Origin of the sequence: Micromonospora sp. NPDC006766 (assembly GCF_040636055.1) — a bacterium.
Lineage (GTDB): Bacteria > Actinomycetota > Actinomycetes > Mycobacteriales > Micromonosporaceae > Micromonospora.
The window spans coordinates 1-24,314 of sequence record NZ_JBEYIX010000068.1; the positions used below are offsets into that span (position 1 = coordinate 1).

The 24,314-nt window shown below is 72.2% G+C and carries 24 protein-coding genes and 1 pseudogene; 16 read left to right on the forward strand and 9 right to left on the reverse strand.

The features are described 5' to 3' along the window. Positions 1-468 (reverse strand): annotated as a pseudogene (locus ABZ671_RS29895) (hypothetical protein); the annotation flags it as partial. A 169-nt stretch (positions 469-637) separates the two neighbouring features. Then, positions 638-1,525: a hypothetical protein gene (locus ABZ671_RS29900; RefSeq protein ID WP_357864397.1), complete on the reverse strand. Its 888-nt coding sequence runs from the start codon at positions 1,523-1,525 to the stop codon at positions 638-640. Positions 1,526-1,696: 171 nt separating this feature from the next. Between ABZ671_RS29900 and ABZ671_RS29905 the strand changes: the two genes are divergently transcribed. The 5 genes from ABZ671_RS29905 to ABZ671_RS29925 all read left to right on the forward strand — a co-directional run bounded on the left by ABZ671_RS29905 (position 1,697) and on the right by ABZ671_RS29925 (position 7,618). Continuing rightward, positions 1,697-2,470, forward strand: a complete 774-nt coding sequence (locus tag ABZ671_RS29905) for a nucleotidyltransferase domain-containing protein (protein WP_357864398.1) — start codon at positions 1,697-1,699, stop codon at positions 2,468-2,470. A 22-nt stretch (positions 2,471-2,492) separates the two neighbouring features. Next, positions 2,493-5,288 (forward strand): FAD-binding and (Fe-S)-binding domain-containing protein, encoded by a 2,796-nt coding sequence (locus ABZ671_RS29910; protein ID WP_357864400.1) that lies wholly within the window; start codon positions 2,493-2,495, stop codon positions 5,286-5,288. An 18-nt stretch (positions 5,289-5,306) separates the two neighbouring features. Continuing rightward, complete coding sequence (locus ABZ671_RS29915; RefSeq protein ID WP_357864402.1) at positions 5,307-5,789, forward strand: hypothetical protein; 483 nt, start codon at positions 5,307-5,309, stop codon at positions 5,787-5,789. Between the two features lie 72 nt (positions 5,790-5,861). Beyond that, the gene (locus ABZ671_RS29920; protein ID WP_357864404.1) at positions 5,862-7,082 is read left to right on the forward strand and encodes an MFS transporter; all 1,221 of its coding nucleotides are present in this window, start codon (positions 5,862-5,864) and stop codon (positions 7,080-7,082) included. Positions 7,083-7,195: 113 nt separating this feature from the next. Beyond that, complete coding sequence (locus tag ABZ671_RS29925) at positions 7,196-7,618, forward strand: glutaredoxin domain-containing protein (protein WP_357864405.1); 423 nt, start codon at positions 7,196-7,198, stop codon at positions 7,616-7,618. A gap of 1,107 nt (positions 7,619-8,725) precedes the next feature. Here the strand turns inward: ABZ671_RS29925 and ABZ671_RS29930 are convergent. Together ABZ671_RS29930 and ABZ671_RS29935 are read right to left on the reverse strand one after the other, a co-directional pair. Then, complete coding sequence (locus tag ABZ671_RS29930) at positions 8,726-9,793, reverse strand: hypothetical protein (RefSeq protein WP_357864407.1); 1,068 nt, start codon at positions 9,791-9,793, stop codon at positions 8,726-8,728. A gap of 31 nt (positions 9,794-9,824) precedes the next feature. Next, positions 9,825-10,145, reverse strand: a complete 321-nt coding sequence (locus ABZ671_RS29935) for a helix-turn-helix transcriptional regulator (protein WP_357864439.1) — start codon at positions 10,143-10,145, stop codon at positions 9,825-9,827. A gap of 131 nt (positions 10,146-10,276) precedes the next feature. Here ABZ671_RS29935 and ABZ671_RS29940 point away from each other — a divergent pair, with 131 nt between their 5' ends. The 5 genes from ABZ671_RS29940 (at position 10,277) to ABZ671_RS29960 (ending at position 14,570) form a co-directional block, all read left to right on the forward strand. Beyond that, positions 10,277-10,939, forward strand: a complete 663-nt coding sequence (locus ABZ671_RS29940) for a hypothetical protein (protein ID WP_357864409.1) — start codon at positions 10,277-10,279, stop codon at positions 10,937-10,939. A 45-nt stretch (positions 10,940-10,984) separates the two neighbouring features. Then, positions 10,985-11,611, forward strand: coding sequence for an SGNH/GDSL hydrolase family protein (locus ABZ671_RS29945; RefSeq protein WP_357864411.1), 627 nt, complete (start codon positions 10,985-10,987; stop codon positions 11,609-11,611). 128 nt (positions 11,612-11,739) lie between these two features. After that, a complete protein-coding gene (locus ABZ671_RS29950; protein ID WP_357864414.1) occupies positions 11,740-12,177 on the forward strand; it encodes a DUF2550 family protein in 438 nt (145 codons plus the stop codon). Positions 12,178-12,295: 118 nt separating this feature from the next. Continuing rightward, complete coding sequence (locus ABZ671_RS29955; protein ID WP_357864416.1) at positions 12,296-12,916, forward strand: L-threonylcarbamoyladenylate synthase; 621 nt, start codon at positions 12,296-12,298, stop codon at positions 12,914-12,916. Between the two features lie 79 nt (positions 12,917-12,995). Beyond that, complete coding sequence (locus ABZ671_RS29960; protein ID WP_357864418.1) at positions 12,996-14,570, forward strand: Na+/H+ antiporter; 1,575 nt, start codon at positions 12,996-12,998, stop codon at positions 14,568-14,570. Between the two features lie 7 nt (positions 14,571-14,577). Here ABZ671_RS29960 and ABZ671_RS29965 read toward each other — a convergent pair whose 3' ends face one another. Both ABZ671_RS29965 and ABZ671_RS29970 read right to left on the reverse strand, forming a co-directional pair. Then, the gene (locus ABZ671_RS29965) at positions 14,578-14,910 is read right to left on the reverse strand and encodes a putative quinol monooxygenase (protein ID WP_357864420.1); all 333 of its coding nucleotides are present in this window, start codon (positions 14,908-14,910) and stop codon (positions 14,578-14,580) included. Positions 14,911-14,953: 43 nt separating this feature from the next. Next, entirely contained in the window at positions 14,954-15,598 is a 645-nt protein-coding gene (locus ABZ671_RS29970; protein WP_357864422.1) for a hypothetical protein, read from the reverse strand. 170 nt (positions 15,599-15,768) lie between these two features. Between ABZ671_RS29970 and ABZ671_RS29975 the strand changes: the two genes are divergently transcribed. The 5 genes from ABZ671_RS29975 to ABZ671_RS29995 are packed head-to-tail and all read left to right on the forward strand — an operon-like array spanning position 15,769 to position 21,028. Then, entirely contained in the window at positions 15,769-17,097 is a 1,329-nt protein-coding gene (locus tag ABZ671_RS29975; protein ID WP_357864424.1) for a nicotinate phosphoribosyltransferase, read from the forward strand. A 30-nt stretch (positions 17,098-17,127) separates the two neighbouring features. Beyond that, entirely contained in the window at positions 17,128-17,601 is a 474-nt protein-coding gene (locus tag ABZ671_RS29980) for an SRPBCC family protein (RefSeq protein ID WP_357864425.1), read from the forward strand. After that, positions 17,591-18,154 (forward strand): TetR/AcrR family transcriptional regulator, encoded by a 564-nt coding sequence (locus ABZ671_RS29985; RefSeq protein ID WP_357864426.1) that lies wholly within the window; start codon positions 17,591-17,593, stop codon positions 18,152-18,154. Before ABZ671_RS29980 ends, ABZ671_RS29985 begins: the two co-directional genes overlap by 11 nt. 52 nt (positions 18,155-18,206) lie before the next feature. Further along, entirely contained in the window at positions 18,207-20,699 is a 2,493-nt protein-coding gene (locus ABZ671_RS29990) for a glycosyl hydrolase family 65 protein (RefSeq protein WP_357864428.1), read from the forward strand. Then, positions 20,696-21,028, forward strand: a complete 333-nt coding sequence (locus tag ABZ671_RS29995; RefSeq protein WP_357864429.1) for a nuclear transport factor 2 family protein — start codon at positions 20,696-20,698, stop codon at positions 21,026-21,028. The genes ABZ671_RS29990 and ABZ671_RS29995 overlap by 4 nt, the downstream gene beginning before the upstream one ends. Before the next feature lie 52 nt (positions 21,029-21,080). Here ABZ671_RS29995 and ABZ671_RS30000 read toward each other — a convergent pair whose 3' ends face one another. Next, positions 21,081-21,824, reverse strand: a complete 744-nt coding sequence (locus tag ABZ671_RS30000) for an N-acetyltransferase (RefSeq protein WP_357864431.1) — start codon at positions 21,822-21,824, stop codon at positions 21,081-21,083. An 89-nt stretch (positions 21,825-21,913) separates the two neighbouring features. Beyond that, positions 21,914-22,525: a TetR/AcrR family transcriptional regulator gene (locus tag ABZ671_RS30005; protein WP_357864433.1), complete on the reverse strand. Its 612-nt coding sequence runs from the start codon at positions 22,523-22,525 to the stop codon at positions 21,914-21,916. Positions 22,526-22,555: 30 nt separating this feature from the next. Here ABZ671_RS30005 and ABZ671_RS30010 point away from each other — a divergent pair, with 30 nt between their 5' ends. Then, positions 22,556-23,593 carry an NAD(P)-dependent oxidoreductase gene (locus ABZ671_RS30010; RefSeq protein WP_357864435.1) on the forward strand — a complete coding sequence of 346 codons (1,038 nt, stop codon included), beginning with the start codon at positions 22,556-22,558 and terminating at the stop codon, positions 23,591-23,593. Here the strand turns inward: ABZ671_RS30010 and ABZ671_RS30015 are convergent. Beyond that, a complete protein-coding gene (locus ABZ671_RS30015; protein WP_357864437.1) occupies positions 23,590-24,243 on the reverse strand; it encodes a transposase family protein in 654 nt (217 codons plus the stop codon). The two genes, ABZ671_RS30010 and ABZ671_RS30015, sit on opposite strands and share 4 nt — an antisense overlap. Positions 24,244-24,314 lie beyond the last annotated feature (71 nt).

A 24,314-nucleotide genomic window follows, 5' to 3' on the forward strand; every position in this document is an offset into this window, starting at 1 on the left:
GTTCGACCGCCCGGGTGGGTGGTCGAGGCAAGAGGGAACCCGGTGCGAGTCCGGGACTGCCCCGCAGCGGTCGGCCCGCCGCGCCGGGGTCTGCCCCGGCGCGGCCAGCAGCGCGAGATGGAGGTGGGCCTCGGTGGGGCGCCGCGCGGCGAGGGCCCGGTCGAGGCGGTCGAACCGATCCTGATGATCACCGCACGCCTCGGCGAGCCGGTCGGAGTACCGGGCCGGGGGCGGGATCGGTCGGTAACGGTGGAACCAGACGGCCACCGCCGAGCCATCCTGGAGCAGGAACGCGTCGCCGAAGAGCAGCGCGTGTTCGGTCCAGATGCGGGCCACGGCGGCGAGCACGGACGGTCGATGCCGCTCGTCGGGAACGAGCCAGGCACCGAGGGCGGTGGGATGGAGGGCATCGGTGACGAGATCGGCGATCCAGCCGACGTCGCGCCACCGGGCCCGGACAACGGGCATGCTCACGCTCATTGGGCAACTCCGGGTCACCATCGTGATGGGTTACGTCAGAAACGCCGCCGGCGTGGGTCGTGCGGCCGGCGTGGGCCACCAGGGGCCGTCAGGCTGACGGGGAAGTACGCGCGGCAACCGGTGCCGTCCCGACGGACGGCACCGGCCGGCCCGGCGGTCAGGCGGGCCGGGTGCCCGGGCGGGGCGAGCGGGAGCGCAGGGCCGCGCCGTCGGACGGGTGGCAGCGGTGCCCCGACAGGACGGGCGACACCCAGGCGACGGCGGAAGCGTCGCCGAGGTGACCGTACGTGCCACCGGGCGGGCCGACCGCACTGCCGGGGGCGGGGTTGATCGGCACGGAATCGGCGTCCGACCGGAGCGGGAGCGGCCCGCCCGGCCCGGTCGGGTGCGACGCGGACCAGGCCGACCCGGTGGATCGGGTGACGGCTGACCTGCCCGGGGCGGACTCGGCGCGCTCCGGAACCGCCGCGGCCGGGCCGGCGGTGGTCGACGGGACGCTGGTGGGCGGCGACGAGCCGGTGGTCGGGGCCGACGGGGCGGTGGTCGGGGCCGACGGGGCGGTGGTCGGGGCCGACGGGGCGGTGATCGGCGCCGACGGGCTGGTGATCGGCGGTGGGATCTGGTCGACCGGACGGGCCTCCGGATCGGCGGCCGGGGGCGGTTGGGCGGTGACCTGGTCGGCGGGCGCGCCCAGCAGGTCGGTCACCGGCTTGAGCGGTTGCAACACCGGGTCGAGCGGCTGGAGCACCGGCTGCAACTCCCGCACCACCGGCGACAGGACCGGGTTGAGCGGTTCGGTGACCGGCTGGAGAAGGCCGGCGACGGGGGTGAGGACTCCGTCCCGGACCGGTTCGGTGACCGGCTGGAGAAGGCCGGCGATCGGGGCGAGCACTCCGGCCCGGACCGGCTCGGTGGCCGGACGGTCGGTGGCGTAGGCGGCGTCGGGGGTGGCGACCTCGTGGCCGGCCCAGGCCGCAAGCACCCCGCCGAGCAGAAGACCAAGGCGCAGCACCCCCCGGATCAGCCGCCCGCCCCGTCGTGTCACTCCGGCACCCCTCCAACCGGCGGACATCGCCGCCGATCAACGCTCGTACTGTACCGAAGGCAGCCGCTCGAACACAGCAAGTCGCTGATCGAAATCAGACCTGTCGGCCGCTGCCCCGACCCGCCGTGCTGACCGGGGCCGCCCCGACCCGCGCCCGGCAGAATGCCCGGCATGGACGACGACGTACGCGGGTACCTGACCGAGCTGGTCGACCGGGCCCGCGTGGTGCTCGGCGGCGACCTGGTCGGGGCGTACGCGGCCGGGTCGGTGGGGCTGGGCGCGTACCAGCCGGGGCGCAGCGACGTGGACGTGGCGCTGGTGGTGGCCCGGCCGATCGGTGGGCCGGCAAAGCGGGCGCTGGTGGACCGGCTGCGCCACGAGGCGCTGCCCTGCCCGGCGCGCGGCCTGGAACTGGTCGCCTACCGGCGGGAGGTGGCCGTCTCCGGCACCCCCGAACCGGGCTTCGAGGTCGAGCTCAACACCGGAGCGACCTTGCCGTTCCGCGCCACCTACGACCCGGCCGACCGGCCGGCCGCCGACGGGCGGTTCTGGTACGCCCTCGACCGCAGCATTCTGCGCCAGTCCGGGCTGGCCCTGCTCGGTCCGCCCGCCGCGGAGGTCTTCGCCGACCCCGCCCCGGACGACCTGCGCCGGCTGCTGGTCGCGGCGCTGACCTGGTGGCTGGCGCTGCCCACACCGGACGGCCCGGCCCCCGGCGCGGAGGACGCCGTGCTGGGCGCCTGCCGCGCCCTGGTCCGCCACCGCGACGGGCTCTGGCTGGCCAAGGTGGACGCCGGGCGGCGGCTCGCCGCGCGTGGCGAGGACGCCGACCTGATCCGGCGGGCGATCACGGCCCGCCGGAGCGGCCCGCCCCCCAGCGGCGCGGAGGCGCGGGCCTTCCAGCGCCGGGTGCTCGACGAGATCGCACCTCCGTCCCCTGGTTAGGGTGTGGCGGGGGAGGTGGCCTATGCGGTCGCAGACGAGCGGGGGCGGGTCGGCCGGGCTGGCGGCGGCGGTCCCGGGCGGCGTGTCGACCCGGGCCGCCGACCGGCTGCGGCTGGCCCACGACGCCTCCCACTATCTGCTGCACCCCGCCGCCGTGGTCACCCCGTCCGACGCGCAGCAGGTCGCCGCGCTGCTGCGGCACAGCCGCCGCACCGGCACCCCGCTGACCTTCCGCTCCGGCGGCACCAGCCTCAGCGGGCAGGCGGTCACCGACCAGCTGCTGGTCGACACCCGCCGGCACTTCCGCGAGCTGACGGTCCTCGACGAGGGCCGCCGGGTGCGAGTGCAGCCGGGGGTGGTGCTGCGGCAGGTGAACAACCGGCTCGCCCCGTACGGCCGGCGGCTCGGCCCGGACCCGGCCAGCGAGTCCGCCTGCACCATCGGCGGCGTGGTGGCCAACAACTCCAGCGGCATGACCTGCGGCACCGAGTTCAACACCTACCGCACGCTGGAGTCGCTGCTGCTGGTGCTGCCCAGCGGCACGGTGCTGGACACCGGCGCCCCGGACGCCGACGAGCGGCTGCGGGCCGCCGAGCCGCGGCTGCACGCCGGCCTGCTGCGGCTGCGCGACCGGGTGCGCGGCAACCCCGACTCGGTGCGCCGGATCCGCGCCCAGTACGCCATGAAGAACACCATGGGGTACGGGGTGAACGCGTTCCTCGACCACGACACCCCCGCCGACCTGCTGACCCGCCTCGTGGTGGGCAGCGAGGGCACCCTCGCCTTCGTGGCGGCGGCGACCTTCCGCACCGTACCCGTGCACCGGCACGCCGCGACCGGCCTGCTGGTCTTCGACACCCTGGCCGCGGCGATGTCGGCCATGCCGGCCCTCGTGGCTGCCGGTCCGGCGGCGATCGAGCTGCTCGACGCCGCCGCGCTGCGGGTCGCCCAGTCCGACCCGAAGGCGGACGCCGCGCTGCGCGGCCTCGCGGTGCGCGAGCACGCCGCGCTGCTGATCGAGTGGCAGGAGTCCGACCCGGATGTGCTTGCCGCCCGGGTGGCCGAGGCCCGGTCCGTCCTGGCCGAGCTGCCGCTGACCGCCCCCGCGCGGCTCAGCGGCGAGCCGGCGGCCCGCGCCGCCCTCTGGCACATCCGCAAAGGCCTGTACGCGGCCGTCGCCGGCGCCCGTCCGTCGGGCACCACCGCACTGCTGGAGGACGTCGCCGTCCCGGTGGAAGCGCTCGCCGACACCTGCGCCGCGCTCGCCGACCTGTTCGACCGGCACCGGTACGAGCAGAGCGTGATCTTCGGCCACGCCAAGGACGGCAACCTGCACTTCATGCTCAACGAGCGGTTCACCGGCGGCGAGGCTCCGGCGCGCTACGCCGAGTTCACCGAGGAGCTGGTCGACCTGGTGCTCGGCCACGGTGGCACGCTCAAGGCCGAGCACGGCACCGGCCGGGTGATGGCCCCCTACGTGCGCCGCCAGTTCGGCGACGAGCTGTACGCGGTGATGGGCGAGCTGAAGACGCTCTGCGACCCCGACGGGGTGCTCAACCCGGGGGTGCTGCTCAGCGACGACCCCTCTGGGCACCTGCGAAACCTGAAAACTGTGCCCACGGTCGAGCCCGAGGTGGACCGCTGTGTCGAGTGTGGCTACTGCGAGCCGGTCTGCCCCAGCCGCGACCTGACCACCACGCCCCGGCAGCGGATCGTGTTGCGCCGGGAGATCGCCGCCGCCCGCGCCGCCGGGGACCTGTCGCTGGCCGGCGAGCTGGCGGACGCGTACGACTACGACGCGGTGGACACCTGCGCGGTGGACGGCATGTGCGCCACCGCCTGCCCCGTGCTGATCAACACGGGTGATCTGGTGAAGCGGTTGCGTACCGAGCGCAACGGTGGTGTCGCGCAGGCCGGCTGGCGCGCGGCGGCCAACCGGTGGGGCGCGGTCACCCGAGGCATGGCGCGCGGCCTGGACCTGGCCGGGGCGCTGCCGCCCGCGCTGCCCGAGGCGGCCACCCGGGCGGCCCGGGCGGTGCTGGGCGCGGAACGGGTGCCGCAGTGGCGGCGGGACCTGCCCCGAGGCGGCGAGGCGCGCCGACCCCGCCCGGTGGACGACCCGGACGCGGTCTTCGTGCCGTCCTGCCTGGGCACGCTGTTCGCGCCGGCGCAGGGCGGTTCGGGCGTCGCCGCCGCGCTGCTCACCCTCGCCGAGCGGGCCGGGATACGCCTGCTCGTGCCCGACGGGGTGGCGAACATGTGCTGCGGCACCCCCTGGTCGTCGAAGGGCCTGACCTCCGGCTACCAGCGGATGCGCGACCGGGTGCCGGCGGCGCTGCGGGCGGCCAGCCGGGACGGCGCGCTGCCCGTGGTCAGCGACGCCGCTTCCTGCACCGAGGGCTTCGCCCGGCTGGTCGCCGACGCCGGTGCGCTGCGGGTGGTCGACGCCGTCGCGTACGCGGCCACCGAGCTGCTGCCCCGGCTCACCGTCAAGCGCCGGTTGGGTTCGCTCGCCCTGCACCCGACCTGCTCGTCCACCCGGTTGGGGCTGGACGAGGCGCTGCTGGCCGTGGCCCGGGCGGTCGCCGACGAGGTGGTGGTGCCCGACGGCTGGCAGTGCTGCGGCTTCGCCGGTGACCGGGGGCTGCTGCATCCCGAGCTGACGGCGTCGGCCACCCGTGCCGAGGCCGCCGCCGTGGCACAACAGCCCTTCGACGGGTACGCCTCGGTGAACCGCACCTGCGAGATCGGGCTGGCCCGGGCGACCGGCCAGCCGTACCGCCACCTGCTGGAACTGCTCGCCGATGCCACCGCCTGAACAGGCCGCGGGTGACCGGTGACGGGTGAGCTGCGGGAGTTGGCGGATCTGGCCTCGGCTCGGGCCCAGCTGGACGAGCGGGAACTCACCCTCATCGAGCGGGCCCGTCAGCAGGGCGTCACCTGGGCGGAGATCGCCACCGCCCTCGGCCTGGCCAGCCGGCAGGCCGCGGAGCAGCGCCGGCAACGCCTCGTCGCCGCCGCCCGGTCCCGGCGCCTCGTCGCCGACCGCGGCTGTGCGCCACCCCTGGCCGACCTCCGGCTGGCCGTGACCGAGCTGCACCGGTGGATCCTCGACGACCGGAACTGGGCGTCCCGGTTCCCGCGCGCCCCGCTGGTCCGCGGCACGCTTGCCGCCGCGCTCCTGGCCCCGGCCGGTTCGCTGCACGACCTGGCCACCCACGCCGCAGCCGACCTGGCAGACGTCGACCCGGCCCGCCTGCCCCCGGCCGTGCGGGTTGCCGCCGCCGCCCTTCAACAGGCTATGTCAACGGTGCGTTGACATAGACGACGCACCTTGCCGTGGGTTGGCTCAAGTTTGAGCATGGGTGTTCACCACTCACCGGGGGAGCCCATGCGACGAAACGCGGCCCTGTTCGTGGCCATCTCTCTGCTGTCCGGCTTCGGCAGCACGACCATGTCCCTGGTCACCGGCATCTGGCTGCTGGACCTGACCGGGTCCGCCGGCCTCGCGGCCCTGGCCGGCCTCTGCGTCTTCGCGCCGCAACTGGCCGGCCCCTGGCTGGGCGGCCTCCTCGACCGGCTACCCCGGCTGGCCGTCGTCGTCACGGTGAACCTGCTGCTCGCCGCCACACTGCTCGGCCTGCTCGCCGTACGGGCGGCCGGCGACGCGTGGATCCTCTTCGCGGTCTCCCTCGCCTACGGCGTCAGCTACGTCCTCATCGAGGCCGGCGAGTCGGCGCTGCTGCCCCGAGCGCTGGACCCGGACCGTCTCGCCGACGTCAACGGCTGGCGGGGCAGCGCCCAGGAGGGCACGAAGCTCCTCGCCCCGCTGGCCGGCGCGGGCCTGTACGCCTGGCACGGCGGGCACCTCGTCGCCGTGCTCAGCGCCGCCATACCTGTCCTGGTCGCGGTCCTCTACCTCGCGGTGCGCTTCGCCGACGCGCCGAGCGCGCCGCCGTCCGATCGGGCGCGGGGGCTGCGGGCCGGCCTCGCCGTGCTCCGGCGCGAGCCGGCGATCCACGTCAGCGTGACGCTGGCGGCCGTGGCGATCGCCATGTCCAGCTTCACCACCGCCGCGCTCTACCAGGTCGTCACCGTCGACCTGCGCCTGCCCACGACGTTCCTCGGGGTGCTGGTCAGCGCCCAGGGCGCGGGCTCGCTGGTCGCCGGCCTGGTCGCCGGCCGGATCATCGCCCGGCGCGGCCCGGCCCCGGTGGCGATGGTCGGGGTCGTCGGCTACGCCGCCGCCTGCCTGCTGCGCTGCCCGCCGTGGTGGCCGGCGAACGTCGCGGCGTCCGTGCTGGCCGGCATCGGCTTGATGCTCGCCCTGGTCGCGGCCGTCACCGCCGTGCAGACGCACACTCCGCAACACCTGCTCGGGAGGGTGTCCGCCACCGCGAACACCGCGATGTTCGCCCCCATCGCGCTGGCCATCCCGCTCGGATCGGCCGCGGTGCACCTCGGCGGGCGGGCGACGTTCGTCATCGCGGCCACGCTCTGCGTCACCGCGGCCACTGTCGCGTACCGCCGGCCAGCCCCGGCGGACGGGGCCTCGCCTGATACCGACGCGGCGACGGAAGCTCCGCTGTCGACTCCCACGGGCGCGCGGTGAGCCCGCGGCTCACCGTCTACGCCGAGCAGCTCCTCGGCATGAACGCCTGTCCTTCTGGTGGGCCTGACTGACCCATCAGAACGGCGCGGCGAGGGAGCGTAATATTCGGCGACGTGCTGCGGAGTTGGTGGTTGGCGGGCCTCGCGACGGCCTGTGGGGTGTTCGTGGTCGCCACCCGACATTCTTCATGGGTCGCCGTCGTCGAGTTCCTCATCTTCATGGCGCTGGCCGTCCTGGTCTCGCCGCTGGTGTTCCCGAGGTCGCTGACCGCCGCGCAGGCGCAGGAACGCAGCGCCCGGGACGGCCGACCGATCGTCTACTGGCGACCCGGCTGCCCGTACTGCCTGCGGCTGCGGCGTCGGCTCGGCGGCCGGGCCGGCCAGGTCCACTGGGTAAACATCTGGCGTGACCCGGCCGGAGCGGCCGCGGTCCGGGCCGTCACCGGAGGCGACGAGACGGTCCCGACCGTGGTGGCGCGCGGCGATGCCGCCGTCAACCCGAAGCCCGACTGGCTGCTGCAGCGCCTGACAGCGTGACGGACAGCTCTGGCGTCCGATCCGGCAGCTATTGCGGTGTCCACTAACGTTCGCCGGGTTGGCTGTTGCGGAAAATTGTCGTACCGGTGGTGTGGGGTTTGGTTCGTGCCTCGTCGGGATCCTGCCGCGCCTCGGGTCGTGCATCGCACGGCCCGGGTCGCTCTGGGGGTGACGTCGGGGCAGCGGCGGCGGTGTTTCGGCCTGCTGCGTTCGGCCGGTGATGTGTGGGCGTGTGTCCTTGAGGTGAACGGGTGGCGGCGACGGCGGCGAAACGCCGTAACGAGGGTGACCTGTCGGCGGGGTTCCCGCGCCGCCGTCGGGGGTTGGTGCCGGTGCGTTGGTATCACGGCACGTTCGGCATCGAGGGGCGGCGGGTGCGGATCCCCACCGCCCAGGGCGCCCCGCCGTTGTGGGTGCGCCTGGCGCGGGAGGTGCCGTATCCGGTCGAGCAGGTCCGCTCGGTCACCCTGCTGTGTGAGGGCGGCCGGCTGTTTTTGGACGTGACCGCCGAAGTGCCGGTGGCGGTGTATGCGCCGGGTGAGGGGCCGGACCCGTCCCGGGTGGCCGGGGTGAACCTTGGGATCATCCATCCGTACGCGGTGGCCGGCCCGGACGGTGAGGGCCTGTTGGTGTCGGGGCGGGCGGTCCGCGCCGAGCACCGCATGCACCTCGCGGACACCAAGGCCCGCCACCGCGCTGTGTCCCGCCGCGCCCCGAAACCTGGCCAGCGGGGGTCGCGGCGGTGGCGGAAGTACCGCCGCCGGGCACGGCTGGTGGAAGGCCGGCACAAGCGGCGGGTCCGGCAGGCCCAGCATGAAGCCGCCGGCATGGTCGTGTCCTGGGCCGTGCAGCAGCAGATCGGTGTGCTCAAGGTCGGTGACCCGCGCGGCGTGCTCGACGTGGACGCGGGGCGGCGGCACAACCTGCGGCAGTGGCAGATCGGCCGGCTCCTGCAGGTCTTGGAAGACAAGGCCATCCTGGCCGGTATCACCGTCGAACCGGTCAACGAACGCGGCCCGCCCCACCACCCGGTGGGGAGTCGCTCGCTACACGGCGAGGATCCACAACGGTGCATCGGAAACCCGGTGAACGTTAGTGGACACCGCACTATGGGCTGGTGGCTGTCTGATCCACCGACCTGCGACGCGGCAGCTGGGCCAGGCCGCTGGCCAGGATCAGCACGACCCAGCCGAACAGAAACGGCAGGGACAGCACGGGCTGCCCGATCCACTCCCATAGCGGATGCCAGCGGTAATGCGGTTCTTCCAGGTGATGCGCGAGCATGTGCGGCGCGGCCAGCAGAATCGACGCCCACCACAGCACCATCGCGAAGCCGAACATGAGCTTCGCCAGCGCCAGCGCCGCCGGGTGGCTGCGCTCGGCCCGCCGGCTGACCCAGCCGAACAGGACCCATCCACCGAGGGTGCCGAGCAGGAACGCGAGGGCACCGGCGGGGTAAGCGGCCCAGGGGGTCGCCCGGGTCATGGCCAGGTTCATCAGCGGGGTCGTGTTGTCGGCGTTGATGTTCACCTCAAGGAGGTTGTCGCCACGCTGCGCGTACACGGTGATGTTGGGAGGTATCGAGGTCGGGTCGCAGGCTGGATGATTCGGAATGCAGTCGTAGGAGTTGGAGTAGATCGGTTCGCTGAAGTCCCAGCCTGCGGCACGCAGCCGCTCTTGGAGCTGCGCCAGCGTTTTCTGGCGGGTGACGGCGGGCAGGCGGTTGAAGGAAGCACCGATCTCGGCAAACTCGTATTCACCGCCATCGCCGAAGAGCAGGCTGGGAGCCGATTGCCAGCTCAGCGGGCTGCCGTAGATGATGAATACGGCGGGCGGGTCCTGGCGGTCGATGTCGCGGACCTGCTCACCGGGGTAAAGCTGGTCGACGGTTGCGGCGAGTTCGTTGTGGTCGAGCGGCCGAGAGCCGAGCCAGGCAAGCCAGATACCGAAGGACGCGGCGAACAGTCCGCAGGCCACGGCGAAGACGGATGCCCAGGCCACGACGCTGCGGCTGGCGGGCCGACCCAGACGGGCCCGGAGGCCGTGGCGTACCAGGTTCGCTCCGACCCGCAGGCCGCGCCGCTGGGGCGCGATGTCCTGCAAGGTGTCGAGGATCTCGGCGCTCCGCTCACGGCGGTAGTCACGCGGGTAGGCCAGTAGCAGCCACCGGTGCATCGAAGCTCCTTTGGGGATGACGCGAGGCGGATCAGGCGAGGTTTGGCCGCAGGTTGCGCAACCGGGACTCGGCTGCGGACGCGAGCTCGCGCAGTCGCGCGGTCTGGCTCGCCAGCTCGGCGCGGCCGTCGGCGCACAGCCGGTAGTAGCGGCGCAGGCGCCCGTCGACGATTTCCTCCCGGTCGAACTCGACCAGGCCCTGTGCGGTCAGTCGATCGAGGGCGGAGTAGAGCGTGCCGGGCAGCAGGCTGACGCGACCGCCTGACATCTTGGCCACCTCCTGGATGATCCCGTAGCCGTGGCGGGCCTCATCGGCCAACGCGGTCAGAATCAGGAAGGTCGCCTCGCGCATCTCGCTCACCGGGGCAACATATGTTGCCGATCAATATATAGTCAAGGCCCGGCGCAACCGTCTTCGGGCCACCGCATGTGCCAGACTCGCCGAATGCTTACGGAGGAGCGGTCCCGAGAGTCCGGTCCGTCGTGGACACCCTCGACCTGGCACCGGAAATCGACGTGTGGAAAGGTCGAGCTGTGCAGATCGATAGCCGGAAGTCGGAATTTCTCGCGGTGGCCACCTGTCTGCTGTTGCTTTCGACGGGGTGCACGGTCGGGGACGACCGGGAAAGACCTGAAGCCGGCGCGTTGACCTCCGCATCGTCCGGGTCCACCGATCCACAAACCCCGCTGCTCCCACCGCTGCCGCAGGGCGGGCGGCGCCTGTCATGTGCCGACTCCGTCGCCACAGTGGCGGATCCGGGCGAGCTGTACCGCATCGAGGCGGACAGCGTCGCGGTGTCGTCCCAGGTCCTGCAACCCAACGAGTCGGGCGATGGCCAGGGGCCGTCTCGCCTCTTCGCGAAGTGGGGCCTCCACGTGCGGACCGGAGCGGCTGTGGAGCTGCAGGTGGCACCCGGATGGGAGGACCGCGTCCGCATCGGCTGGGGCCCAGCCGCCAGACCAGTGACGACCGTGCAGGTCGAGGCCTGCCCCGCCACGGGCACGTCGGCCGCATGGTCGGTTTTCACCGGCGGCACCTGGGTGGCAGGGCCGGCATGCGTACCGCTGGTGATCCGGTCTCAGAGACGACAGGTTGACGTGCGTCTCGCAATCGGCGTCATGTGTGACGAGAGCCCGCCCCGGTAGCTCACACAGTGCCGTCTGGTATTCGAGTGGAACGGGGAGCGGCAGATGACGGTGGAGGTGCCGCACGGCGGCCGGGTGCTCTTCATCGGCGACAGCATCACCGACGCCGGACGCGACCGGTCCTGCGAGGACGACCTCGGCTCCGGGTACGCCATGATGGCTGGTGCCTGGTTTACCGCCCGCCATCCCGAGCACCGGGCCACGTTCGTCAACCGCGGCGTCAGCGGCGATCGGGTACGCGACCTACGCGCCCGCTGGGAGGCCGACTGCCTGGCCCACGCCCCGCAGGTGGTGTCGGTGCTGATCGGCGTCAACGACACCTGGCGGCGGTACGACCAGGGTGATCCGACCAGCGTCGAGGGCTTCGCCCGCGACTACCGGCACATCCTGGAGGCAACCCGGCGGCTGGGCGCGCGGCTCATCCTGGTCGAACCCTTCCTGATTCCGCTCGACGACGCCACGCGCGCCTGGCGGGAGGACCTCGGCCCGAAGGCCGACGCGGTGCGCAAGCTCGCCGCCGAATTCGACGCGACGCTGGTCGCGGTGGACGAGTTGTTCCAGACTGCCGGTGTCGACGACCGGATGTGGACGAACGACGGCGTGCACCTGACACCGTTCGGCCACGCGCTGCTCGCCCAGCAGTGGCTGCGAGCGGTCACCCCGGCCACCTGATGTCGAGCACAGCCGACGTCGATGGCGAGGCCTTGGGCGAAGCTGCTCCTTGCCCGATGCTGGGCCATCGGCCAAGATCCTGGAACGCGGCACCCGGCGAGGTCTGACTCACAGGAGGTGCCAGGCTCATGTTCCTCGGCGACTGGTTGGGCTCGCTGCTGGGTGGTCTGCTCGCCGGTGTGGTCGAGGGCTGGAGAAGGCGTCGGGGCCGTTCGAAAGCTGAGGCGGATGCGGCGCAGGCCAAGCCGGTCACGATGGTGGCGGCCATCCGCCTTCCCGATCGGCGGTTCGTCGCCGGCCGCTGGCGTCACGGGAAGGCGGTGATCCGCGCCGGAGAGATTCGCTGGGCACCCCAATGGCTGAGGATGGGACGACGCTTCATACTGCGCGACGTGGTCCTCGGGGCTCGGCGGCGTCCGACCACCCTGGAGCAGTGGTTTCTCCACCCGGGCCTCGTGATCGTGGAGTGCTCGGCAGACTCCGGCGGGTACGAGCTGGCGGTGTTCTCGGAGGATCTGCGTTTCCTGCACTCCGGTGTCGCCCAGGGGCACCAGGATCTTTCTTGATCACGGGTGAGTATCACTGACGCCGGTCGGCGGGACCAGCGTGCGAGGTCGGCCCGCACTGTCCGCCCTGCCCGGGGTGGGCGGACTTGCCCGGTGGCGGCGGCATAGGCTGGGCGTCGTGGCGAGGTACTACGACCTGCATCCGGACAATCCGCAGCCGCGCACCCTGCGACAGGTGGTCGACCTGATCCGGGACGACGGGTTGATCGCCTACCCGACGGACTCCTGCTACGCCTTCGGCTGCCGAATCGGCAACCGGGAGGGTCTGGACCGGATCCGCGAGATCCGCAAACTCGACGACCGGCACCACTTCACCCTGGTCTGCCGCGACTTCGCGCAGCTCGGCCAGTTCGTCAAGGTCAGCAACTCGGTCTTCCGCCTGGTCAAGGCCGCCATCCCGGGCAGCTACACGTTTATTCTGCCGGCTACTCATGAGGTGCCGCGCCGGCTGCAGGAGCCCCGCAAGCGGACGGTCGGGGTGCGCGTACCGAAGCACACCGTGACCCAGGCGTTGCTCGCCGAGCTCGGCGAGCCGCTGCTCTCCAGCACCCTGCTGCTGCCCGGCGAGGAGGAGCCGCTGACGCAGGGCTGGGAGATCAAGGAACGGCTCGAGCATCTCGTCGACGCCGTCGTCGACGCTGGCGACTGCGGGCTGGAGCCGACCACCGTGGTCGACCTGTCCGGCCCGGAGCCGGAGATCTTGCGCCACGGCGCCGGCGACCCCGCCCGCTTCGAATAGCCATATCCCCGTTCCACCTCGCCGGCTCCGCCCGCCGTATCACCATGTTGGGGCGGCGGGCGGGTGACGGGAGTACGACGTGAGCGGGCTCGTGCTGATCACGGTGCTGGGCGCCACCGTGCTCATCGGCACCACCATTGGTGGCCGCTACAGCGTCGCGCCGCCCGTGCTGCTCATCGCCCTGGGGGCGGGACTCGGTTTGCTGCCACCGTTCTCCCACGTGATCCTCGAACCGAGCGTGGTGCTGCTGCTCTTCCTGCCCGCGATCCTCTACCGGGAGAGCCTCGTCATCAGCCTGCGCGAGATTCGGGCCAACTTCCTCGTCATCACCCTGCTCGCCGTCGGGCTGGTGATCATCACGGCGGTGGCCGTCTCGTACGCCGCGCAGGCGCTCGGGGTCAACCCGGCAGCGGCCTGGGTGCTCGGCGCGGTCCTCGCGCCCACCGACGCCGCCGCCGTCGCCGGCCTGGCCAAGCGGATGACGCGGGGCATCCTCACCACCCTGCGCGCGGAAAGTCTGATCAACGACGGTACGGCGCTGGTGCTCTTCTCCGTCACCGTCGGGGTGATCGCCGGTGGGGCGGTGCCCGGCCCGCTCGGTCTGACGGGCCGCTTCGTCGGCTCGGCCGCGGTCGGGGTCGTCGCGGGCCTGCTCGTCGGCGGCGTCGTCCTCCTGATCCGCAAGCACGTCGACGACCCGATGCGTGAGGGTGCGGTGAGCATCCTCACCCCGTTCGTCGCGTTCCTGCTGGCCGACGCGGTGCACGCCAGCGGCGCCCTCGCGGTCGTGGTCGCCGGCCTGTTGCTCTCCTACGCCGGGCCCCGGGTGATCCGGGCCCGCTCCCGGGTGACCGCGTTCGCGTTCTGGGACCTCGCCACCTTCATGATCAACGGCAGTCTCTTCGTGCTGCTCGGCATGCAGGTCCCGCGTTCGCTGCGCGGCATCACCAGCCACACGCCGACCCAGGCGCTGGTCATCGCGGTGCTGGTCACCCTGGTCGTGGTGGTCACCCGAATGGTCTGGCTGCAGGTCGCCCTGCCCGGCCTGCAGACCGTCGACCGGCGGGAGGCGCAGCGGGCCCACAGTTTCGACTTCCGGACCCGTACCGCCGCCGGCTGGGCCGGCTTCCGGGGCGCGGTGTCGCTCGCCGCCGCGCTCGCCGTCCCGGTCACCACCCGGGCCGGCAGTCCCGTGCAGGACCGCGATCTGATCATTTTCGTCACCGTCACGGTCATCGTGCTGACCATGCTGGTGCAGGGCACCACCCTGCCCATTGTGGTCGGCTGGGCCGGCCTGATGGGCGACCGGGAGCGGGAGGACGAGGTGCGTTCGGCCCGGATCCGCGCCACGGAGGCCGGGCTGGCCGCCCTGCCGCAGGTTGCCGCCGACGTCGGCGCCTCCTCGGACACCGTCGACCGGCTCCGCGCCGAATACGAGGAGCACCTGGAGAGCGCGCGCTCGCCGGGCGACGAGGAGACCGCGCAGGAGCGTGACACCGCCCGGCGGTTGCGCCTCGAACTGCTCGACCGCAAGCGGCAGGAGGTCACCCGGCTGCGGAACACCCGGCAGATCGACGACGCGGCGATGCGGCAGTTGCAGGCCTCCCTCGACATCGAGGAGATCCGGCTGCTCGGCCCGGATCGTGAGGAGTGACCGTCGGTCAGCTGCCCTTGGGGACGGCCATTTCGCCGAGCAGCGACCAATCCTGCTGCGGCACGGTCACGTTGACGATCCGGGGCGTCTCGGCCAGGTGCGGCGGCAGGGTCCGCTGCGCCTCGCGGAAGTGCGCGGACTGCACGTGTGCCGCGCCGGCCTCGTCGTCCCGGAAGGCCTCGACCAGCACGTACTCGGTCGGGTCGTCGACGCTGCGGGACCAGTCGAACCACAGGCAGCCGGGCTCGGCGCGGGTCGCCTCGGTGAACTCCGCGGCGATCTGCGGCCACCGGTCGGCGTGTTCGGGCAGCACCCGGAACTTTGCGGTTATGAAAATCATGGGACAAGGTTACGGGCCCGCCGTGACCTGCGCTGTGCGGCGGTCACACCCCGGTGGGCGGCTGCCGGCGGCGTCGCCGGCTCAGCAGCAGCGCGCCCGCCGCGACCGCGGCGACCACTACGACCGCCACGACCGCCGGCGCCCGCGCCGGCCTCGACTGCGGGGGCACCCCGGTCGCCTCGGCCGGCGACTCCAGTGGCGGATCAGTGGGCGGGGGCGTCGGCCCCGGAAGGACGTAGGCGTTGCTGGCGACCGGGGCGCCGGCCGTGGCGGACTCCACCGAGGTGACGGTCGCCCGGTTGCGGACCACCGCGCCGGGTGCCGCGCCCGGGCGGACCCGGCCGCTGATCGTGATCCGTGGCGCTTGTGGGGTGGTGCCCAGGCTCAGGTCACCGAGGTCGCAGACGACCGTACGCGGGGACGTCGTGCAGCCACCCGGCTCGGCCTGGGCGATGACCTCGTCGAGATCGGCCGTGGTGGTGAACGTGACCCGGGCGGCCGTGAGGGGGCCGGTGCCGGCGATCGTGACGGTGTGCGTCACTCGCTGCCCGGGCAGCGCCCCGAACGGTGTCGACGTCAGCACGGGCGCGAAGTTGATCGCAGGAGATGGTGTCGGTGTCGGTGTCGGGGCGACCGTCGCCACGGCGGCCATCAGGCCGACCACCGGCGGGGCAACCCACTCCCACATCCCCACACGGTAATGCCGTTCGGCGGCGGTTTGTCGGGCGTTGCCTCACCGGCACCCGATGGTGGCCTCGTTGATGCCGGTAGTCGCGCTGGGGTTGCCGCCCGGCTCCAGATTCGTGGCACGTGCCGATGGTTCCTCGACCACAGTGGGTACGTGGCCGAGGAGATGACGTGACCGGACTGCGTACCGACCTGTACGAGCTGCGGATGGCCGCCAGCTATCTGCGCCGCGGCATGGTGGAGCCGGCCACCTTCAGCCTTTTCGTCCGCCGCCTGCCGCACCGGCGTGGCTTCCTGGTCGCGGCCGGTCTGGCCGAGGCGCTGGCCTTCCTGGAGAACTTCGCCTTCTATGACGACGAGCTGGGCTACTTGCGCGACGTCGTCGGGCTCGACGAGCCGGCCCTGGCGGCGCTGGCCGGGCTGCGGTTCACCGGCGACGTCTGGGCGGTGCCGGAGGGCCGGGCGGTCTTCGCCGACGAGCCGCTGCTGGAGGTGACCGCGCCGATCGCGCAGGCGCAGCTGGTGGAGACCGGGGTGCTGAATCTGATCACCTTCCACACCACGGTGGCCAGCAAGGCCGCCCGCTGTCGCCTCGCCGCCGGTGACGCGCAGCTGATCGACTTCGCGTTCCGGCGTACGCACGGCATCGAGGCCGGGGCGGGCGTGGCGCGGGCGTCGGCCATCGCCGGCTTCGCCGCGACCAGCGACGTGGAGGCCGCCCGGCGGTACGGGCTCACCCCCTCCGGGACGATGGCCCATTCGTACGTCGAGGCGTTCCCCGACGAGCGGGCGGCGTTCCGCGCGTTCGCGACCGACTTCCCGGTGAACCCGATCTTCCTGGTCGACACCTACGACACGCCCGCGGGGGTGCGGGCCGCGGTCGACGTGGTCGCCGAGTTGGGGCTGGCCGGGCCGTTGGCGGTCCGGCTCGACTCAGGTGACCTCGCGGCGCTGGCCCGGCAGGCCCGCGCGATCCTGGACGGCGCCGGCCTGACGGGGGCGAAGATCGTGGCCAGCGGCAGCCTCGACGAGGACGTCATCGCCGGCCTCGTCGCCCACGGCGCCCCGATCGACGCCTACGGCGTCGGCACGAAGATGGGTGTCTCCTACGACGCGCCGTCCCTGGACAGCGCGTACAAACTGGTCGCCGTCGGTGACCGGCCGGTGCTCAAGCTGTCGCCCGGCAAGGCCACCCTGCCAGGCCCGAAGCAGGTCTTCCGGGACCCCACCAGGCCCAGCGGGGACGTGATCGGGCTGCGCGACGAGCCGCCGCCGCCCGGCCGGGAACCGCTGCTCGTGCCGGTGATGCGCGGCGGACGCCGGGTCGAGGCGGCCGATCCGGCCGGCGAGGTGCGCGCGGCGCGGGACCGGTTCCACGCCGATCTGGCCTGGCTGCCCGAGGGAGCGCGTCGCCTGGCCGATCCGGTGTCGCTCACCGCCACGGTGAGCCCGGCCCTGACCGTGTTGCACGAGCGGGTGCGGGCGCAGCTGGGCTACTGACCACGTCCATCGATCTGTACCATCTGGTACATGGATTACGAGCAGACGATCTCCACCACGGCGAACATCGATCACTGCTGGACCGTGCTGGCAGACGTGACGACCTATCCGCAGTGGACGGCGTCCATGTCGGCGGTGGAGCCGCTCGACGGCCCGGCGCTGAGACCGGGCAACCGGTTCCGCATTCGGCAGCCCGGCCTGCCGACGACGGTGTGGCGGGTCAGCGAGGTGAGCGCGGGCGCCTCGTTCGCCTGGGAGGCGCACGCACCCGGGGTGCGCACCCTCGCCCACCACCGGGTGGACCGCCAACCGGACGGCACCACCCGGATCCGCATCGGCATCCGGCAGACCGGCCCCCTCGCCCGGACGGTCGCGCTCTTCACCGCGGCGAAAACGCGACGGTACCTGCGGCTGGAGGCGGCCGGGCTCAAGGCCGCCGCCGAAGCCGCCGAAGCCGCCGCCACGGCGGCCGACGACGGCACGGCGTCCACCAGTGGCCGGTGACGCCCGGGAGGCGCTGCTCGACCGGTGCGTCACCTTCCTGAAGGAGGGCGGGTTCAGCCGGCTCAGCCTGCGCGAGATCGCCTCCGGCACGGGCACCAGCCACCGCATGCTCATTTACCACTTCGGCAGCCGGGACGGCCTGCTCGCCGAGGTGGTCGGGCGGGTCGAGGCCGAGCAGCGTGCGGCGCTCGTCTCGCTCGCCACCGGGACTGATGATCCGCTCGAGGTGAGCCGGCGGTTCTGGCGTCGTCTGGCCGACCCGGCGTTGGCCCCGGCGGAACGCCTCTTCTTCGAGATCTACGCCCACGCGCTGTTCGACCGGTCCTGGACCGAGCCTTTCCGCGCCTCGGTCATCACCGCCTGGGCGGGACCCGTCGAGGAGTTGTTCGTCCAACTCGGGTTCGACCCGCCGGAAGCCCGCCGGCGGGCCCGGCTGGGCCTCGCCGCGGCCCGCGGACTGCTGCTGGATCTGCTGATCACCGGCGACCGGGATGTTCTCGACGCCGCCGCCGACCTGTTCGCGCAGCTGATCATGGCGCCGGCGCGGCCCTGAGCCGCTCGCCCTCGGGTTTGTCGCGCCCGGTACGGGGAAACGGCACCTCGCCGTGGAAGAGGAATACGGGGTGCCGCCGGACGTGGACCCGGAGTGTGAGCTGTGCAGCCGGCCTCCGCCGGCCGGCTGGGTGTTGGCGTACTGCGGCGAGGCGCCGGGTGAGGAGGGCACCCGGGAGACGATGCTGACCCTGGGCAACGGGTATCTGGCCTCCCGTGGGGCGGATCCGGAGGCACGGGCCGACGGCGTCCACTATCCGGGTACGTATCTCGCCGGTTTCCACAACCGGCTCGCCGGCCCGGGGCAGTCGGACGGCACGGAGAGCATCGTCAACCTGCCGAACTGGCTGCCGTTGACGTTCCGGGCGGCCGGTGGCGAATGGTTCGCGCCGGGGCAGGGGAGGCGGGTGCACGAGCACCGGGTGCTGGACCTGCGGCGCGGGGTGTACCTGCGGGAGGTGCTGGTGGTCGACCGGGACCAGCGGCGTACCCGGGTGCGGCAGCGACGGCTCGTGTCGATGGCGAACCCTCATCTGGCGGCGCTGGAGACGACCATCGTCGCGGAGAACTGGTCCGGCCGGCTGGACATCAGGTCGGGCCTCGACGGTGGGGTGGTCAACGCCAACGCGCCGACGGAAGCCGGTAGCTGCGGGCGGCACCTCACCCATGTGGCCACCGGCGAGGACGACGCGGAGACCGTCTGGCTGACGGCGCTGACCACCAGTTCCCGACATCGGGTGGCGGTGGCGGCCCGCACCAGGATCATCGGTGGCGGTCCCCGCCACCGGCAGACCGCCGTGCCCGGGCCGGACGACGTGAGTCAGGTGATCGCGGTCGAGGTGACGCCGGGGGAGCGGGTGTCGGTGGAGAAGACCGTGGCGATCTTCTCCAACCGTGACCGGGCGGTGTCCGAGCCGGTGCCCGCCGCCCGCGAGGAACTGCGGCAGACGGGGTCGTTCGACGACGTGCTGGCCGAGCACGTCGCCGCGTGGGCCCGGCTCTGGGCGCGTTTCCGGCTCGACATCGGCGAGCAACACGCCTGGCAGGCGCCGGTGCGGGTGCAGACCTTCCACCTCCTGCAGACGCTGTCTCCGTACGTGATCGACCTGGACGCGGGCGTGCCGGCCCGGGGCCTGCACGGCGAGGGCTACCACGGGCACATCTTCTGGGACGAGCTGTTCGTGTATCCGTACCTGGATCTGCGCATGCCGGAGCTGACCCGGGCCCTGCTGGAGTACCGGTACCGGCGGTTGACGGCCGCGCGGCGGCAGGCGGTCGCGGCGGGCACGGCGGGTGCCCTGTTTCCCTGGCAGAGCGGGGAGAGCGGCTGGGACGAGAGCCCTGCCCGGTCCCGGTCCCCGGTCACCGGCGAGTGGGTGGACGATTACACCGGCCGGCAGCAGCACGTCAACCTGGCGGTGGCCTACTGCGTGTGGCGCTACTGGGAGACCACCGGCGACCTGTCGTTCCTCGCCGCCGCCGGGCTGGAGCTGCTGATCGAGACGGCCCGGTTCTGGGCCGGCCTGGCCACCTACGACCCCGACGACGACCGTTACGACATCCGTGGGGTGATGGGGCCGGACGAGTACCACGACGGCTACCCGGGCCGGCCGGGCCAAGGGCTGGACAACTGTGCCTACATCAACGTGATGGTCGGGTGGGTGTTGGGCCACGCCGAGGAGGCGTGCGGGGTCCTCGCCCGGCATCCGGGGGTGCGGCCGTGGCGTGAGGTCGACCCGACCGAGGACGAGCGGCGCCGGTGGGAGCACATCGGGCGCCGACTGCGGCTGTTCTTCCTCGACGACGGGATACTCGCCCAATTCGAGGGGTACGGCGACCTGGCGGAGCTGGACTGGCACCGCTACCGGCAGCGCTACGGCGACCTGCGGCTACTGGGGCCGCTGCTGCAGAAAGAAGGCGACGACGCGAACCGCTACCGGGTCTCCAAGCAGGCCGACGTGCTGATGCTGCTGTATCTGTTCAGCGCCGAGGAGCTCACCGATCTGGTGCGCGGCATGGGGTACGAGTTCGACCCCGCCCGGATCCCCGCCACCGTCGACTACTACCTGTCCCGTACGAGTCACGGTTCCACGCTGAGCCGCGTCGCGCACGCGTGGGTGCTGGCGCGCACGGACCGCCGTCGCTCATTCGAGATGCTGGTGACCGCGCTCGGCACCGATCTGGCGGATCCGCAGCACAGCTCGACGCGAAACGGCATCCATCTCGGTGCCAGCGCCGGGAGCCTGGACATCTTGCAGCGGTGCTACACCGGTCTGGAGATTCGCCGCGACGTGCTCCGGCTCAACCCGCAGCTGCCGGACGGGCTTGACGAGCTCGACTGCGTGATCCGGTACCGCAACCAGTTGATCAACCTGCATGTGGACCACGATTCGGTGCGAATCAGCGCCGCCCCGGGGGCGGACCAGCCCGTCCCGGTGGCCGTCCGGGAAAAGTTCTTCCCGCTCGACCCCGGCTCGACCGTCACGATCGCCCTACCACCTGCGGCCCCGAAAGACGGGGCCCCCGACCTGAGGAGACAGAAATGACCGTCACCGTTCCCGCCGTGATCGACCGCTACTACCGGCTCATCGGCGAACGCGACGTGGACGCCTTCGTCGCCTGCTTCACAGACGACGCGATCGTCGCCGAGGGGGACCGCACCTATGACGGCCTGGCCGCGATCCGCGCCTGGCGCGAGCGGACCGTGGCCGAGTACGCGTACGACGCCGTGCCGGAGACGGTCGAGGCGGAAGCCGGCGGCAACCTGGTCGTGACCGCGCTTGTCTCGGGTACGTTCCCGGGCAGCCCGGTCCGGCAACGCCACCGGTTCACGCTCCGCGACGGCCTGATCGGCGCGCTCGACATCCGCCAGTAGGGGCCGGCGGCCGTGGCCGCGTGCCAGTCCACTGTCGCAGGACGGGCCGTGCCTACAACTGGTGGCGGACCCAGACGTTGGGCTCGACGTAGACGGCGTGGTCGTGGGCCACGTCGCAGTGCACCGGCACCAGCGCGCCCGGCACGTGCACCGGTCCGCTGGTGTCGAACGGCAGGCCCGTCCAGGAACGCCAGTCGGCGAGTGTCCCGCTGATCATCATCGACCGGGTGGCGACCCGCTCGATGCGCCCACCGGCGCGCACGTGCACCCGCAGCCACGGGTCGACGGGCAGGCCGTCGTCACGGACCTGCGCCGCGTACTCGGTCATCGGCAGGTCGGGTCGGGTGTGCTTGCCGCTCGGGCGGACCGGGGCGACCAGGGTGTCGTAGCCGAGTTTCGCGACGGCCTCCCGCATGGCGGCGAGCATCAGCGCGGACAACCCGCTCCCGCGCCGGTCCGGGCGGATGCAGATTTCGATGGCCGAGACGATGTTCGGCTTGCCCTCGGTGATCCGGTTGATGAGGCCACGCTGGATCACCCGGTCCCAGCCGCCGTCGGGAAGCTCCGCCTCCGTCCAGCGCAACGGGACCGCGTACGCCCGCGCGACGGCGCGCCCCGGCTCGGCGGGGTCGACGGCGGCGAAGACGAACTCGGGGAAAAGCTCGTGCGCGACGCTGTAGTACACGGAACTCATCGGATCCCAGAGCATGAACTGCGGCCACGCCCCGTCAAAGTCTTCGTCCAGGCGTTGGGCGAGGTCGGGACGCTCCGCCAAACTTACGATGTCGATGGCCACGGCGGCACGATAGAACGCCGGCCCGTCAACCGCACGTCGATTTCGTCGAAGCGGCCGCCCTCGCCCTGAACGTTCAGGGGTGTCCTTGCTCAGCGATCGCCGATCATTCCGGTCAGGAGGGTCAGGATGTCGTCGGCGTCGGTGTGCCACTTGTCGGCGGTGAGCTGACCGCTGGCCTCCATCCCGATTATCCCGTGCACACTGGCGAGCAGCAGCGCCCCGTAGCGATAGGCCTGGTCCTTGCCCACCAGATCACCGAGGACGGCCACGAACGGGCCTTGGCTTCGCGACGCCGCGCGCAGCACCTCGTCGCCGGCGGGCGCCTGGTGCATCAGCCGGTAAAGATGCGGCTGCTCGCGGCCGACGGCAAGTATCCCGGCGAGCATTCCCCGTAGCTTTTCCTCCGCCGAGGTCAGAGGATCGGCGGCCAACTCCACGGCCCGATCCGCCAACCGATCCCATGCCTCCGCCGCGACCGCGGTCAGCAGGTCGCCCTTATCGACGAAGTGTCGGTAGGGCGCTCCGCGACTCACGCCGGCCCGCGCACCCACTTCCCGCAGCGTCACCGCCTCTGGTCCACCCTCGTCCAGCAATCCGGCAGCCGCGTCGAGCAGTGAACGACGGGTGGCGGCAGCGGACTCCAAGCGACTGATCACCGCACCATGATATCGAGTTGACATCGTCAGCCCACCAGTTGACATCGTCAACCCAACCACACACACTCTGTTCAGATGACAGCGTCAACGGAACGCGTCTCGGCGTTGGAGGATCTCATGGACATATTTCTCACGGGCGGCTCCGGCTCTGCTGGCGGTGTGATCATCCGTAGGCTCGTGGCCGACGGGCACACCGTGCACGCGCTCGCGAGGTCGGCCTCGGCGGAGAAAGCGGTCGCGGCCGCAGGTGCTCGGCCGGTGCACGGTGACCTGGCGGAGGCCGTCCGGACCGGTGCCGGCGCGCCGGCGTGGCTGAACGCCCTCTACGAGGTCGACGCCGTGGTCCACGCGGCGGCCTTCATGGAGTTCTGGGGGCCCGACGAACTGTTTGTCGAGCGCAATCTGCTGCCTACCCGCGCCCTGTACGAGGCCGCGGTAGCCGCAGGGGTGAAACGCTTCGTCCTGCTCTCGGCCGCCAGCGTCTCCACCGGCACCAAACACCTGAGCATCGTGAACGAGACCTCCGACACAGGTCGGGCGAACATCGCTTATAGCCGAGTCAAGCTGCGCACCGAGCAGGAGCTTCTCGCGCTGCCTCACGGAGAGACCGCGCTGGTGATCCTCCGACCGCCCTTCCTCTGGGGCCACGGCACGGCTGGCAACCTGCAAGGGTTCGTCGACTCTGTCGAGGCCGGCCGGTTCGCCTGGATCGACGGCGGGCAGCACACGGTCGACTTCTGCCACTTCGACAACCTTGCCCACGCCGTCGCCTTGGCGATGACGCGGGGCGACCACGGCCTTGTCTGCTACGTCACCGACGGCAACCCCCGGCCGGCCCGCAGTTTCTTCACCCCGCTGCTTGCCACCCGGGGCCTCGATGTGAGCAGAAGCAGCAGCTACCCACGGGCGATCGCGTCGGCCATCGCCACGGTCATGGAGACCGCCGCCAAGGCCCGCCGCAGTGCCACGCCGCCACCGCTCACTCAATGGATCGTCACCTTCATGGGCCGCGACCGCGTCTACGACATCACGCGTGCCCGGACCCACCTGGAATACCAGCCGACGATCACCGTCGACGAGGGCCTTCGCCGGATGGCGGCTCTTACAAGTTAGCGGCGGTCGAGATGCCCGCGGACCGCGTCGCGCCAGCCCGGGTCGCGGTCGGTCAGCCAGTCGATGACCGTCTGGGCGGTGCGGCCTTCGACCTGTCCGGGCAGGCCCTGCCGGCCGGACAGGTCGACGAAGCCAACGTGCCAGCGGTCCACGGCGGTCTGCCAGACGCCGGTGGCCGCGTCGAGGACCCATCTGGGCCGGCCCCGGCGGATCTCGTCGATACCGAGCACCTGCACCGGCTCCGGCTGGGCTGGCAGCACCGTGTGCGCGTGGTCGGTGAACGCCGCTGCGACGACCGGCCAGGACACGTCGTGATCGCGGGCCGCTTGGACTATCGTGCGGCCCTGATCGGCCACCGCCGCCCCGGCCGCGGCGCGCAGCCGGCTGGTCAACCGCTTCCGTGGTGGCACGGCCGGCACGGACTCGGTGAAGGAGCGACGCTTGCACGCCGGCTCGTCGCAGCGCCAACGGCGCTTGGTCCACACCAGCCGTGGTCGGCCGCCACCGACTGGCAGGTCACGCGGCCGGGTCACCCGCCGGCCCTTGGACCGCCTGGCCTGTGTGCCGCATTCCGGGCAGTGTCGTGCCTGCTCATCGGCGGTGACCACGTGTACTACCGGTCCGTGGGGGGGGGCCGCGGCCCCCCCCACCCCCCCGGCCGGCAAGCCCCCCCCCAAGCGACAGCCAAAAAAAAAGAGGGGGAACCAGAAAAAAAGAGCCC

What these genes read in the sequence shown, in the direction of transcription:
- ABZ671_RS30010 (WP_357864435.1), top strand. Translation starts at nt 22,556, where the DNA reads ATGACAGCGTCAACGGAACGCGTCTCGGCGTTGGAGGATCTCATGGAC.
- ABZ671_RS29905 (WP_357864398.1), top strand. Translation starts at nt 1,697, where the DNA reads ATGGACGACGACGTACGCGGGTACCTGACCGAGCTGGTCGACCGGGCC.
- ABZ671_RS29950 (WP_357864414.1), top strand. Translation starts at nt 11,740, where the DNA reads ATGTTCCTCGGCGACTGGTTGGGCTCGCTGCTGGGTGGTCTGCTCGCC.
- ABZ671_RS29910 (WP_357864400.1), top strand. Translation starts at nt 2,493, where the DNA reads ATGCGGTCGCAGACGAGCGGGGGCGGGTCGGCCGGGCTGGCGGCGGCG.
- ABZ671_RS29945 (WP_357864411.1), top strand. Translation starts at nt 10,985, where the DNA reads ATGACGGTGGAGGTGCCGCACGGCGGCCGGGTGCTCTTCATCGGCGAC.
- ABZ671_RS30005 (WP_357864433.1), bottom strand. Translation starts at nt 22,525, where the DNA reads ATGTCAACTGGTGGGCTGACGATGTCAACTCGATATCATGGTGCGGTG.
- ABZ671_RS29980 (WP_357864425.1), top strand. Translation starts at nt 17,128, where the DNA reads ATGGATTACGAGCAGACGATCTCCACCACGGCGAACATCGATCACTGC.
- ABZ671_RS29965 (WP_357864420.1), bottom strand. Translation starts at nt 14,910, where the DNA reads ATGATTTTCATAACCGCAAAGTTCCGGGTGCTGCCCGAACACGCCGAC.
- ABZ671_RS29930 (WP_357864407.1), bottom strand. Translation starts at nt 9,793, where the DNA reads ATGCACCGGTGGCTGCTACTGGCCTACCCGCGTGACTACCGCCGTGAG.
- ABZ671_RS29920 (WP_357864404.1), top strand. Translation starts at nt 5,862, where the DNA reads ATGCGACGAAACGCGGCCCTGTTCGTGGCCATCTCTCTGCTGTCCGGC.
- ABZ671_RS29995 (WP_357864429.1), top strand. Translation starts at nt 20,696, where the DNA reads ATGACCGTCACCGTTCCCGCCGTGATCGACCGCTACTACCGGCTCATC.
- ABZ671_RS29970 (WP_357864422.1), bottom strand. Translation starts at nt 15,598, where the DNA reads ATGTGGGAGTGGGTTGCCCCGCCGGTGGTCGGCCTGATGGCCGCCGTG.
- ABZ671_RS29935 (WP_357864439.1), bottom strand. Translation starts at nt 10,145, where the DNA reads ATGCGCGAGGCGACCTTCCTGATTCTGACCGCGTTGGCCGATGAGGCC.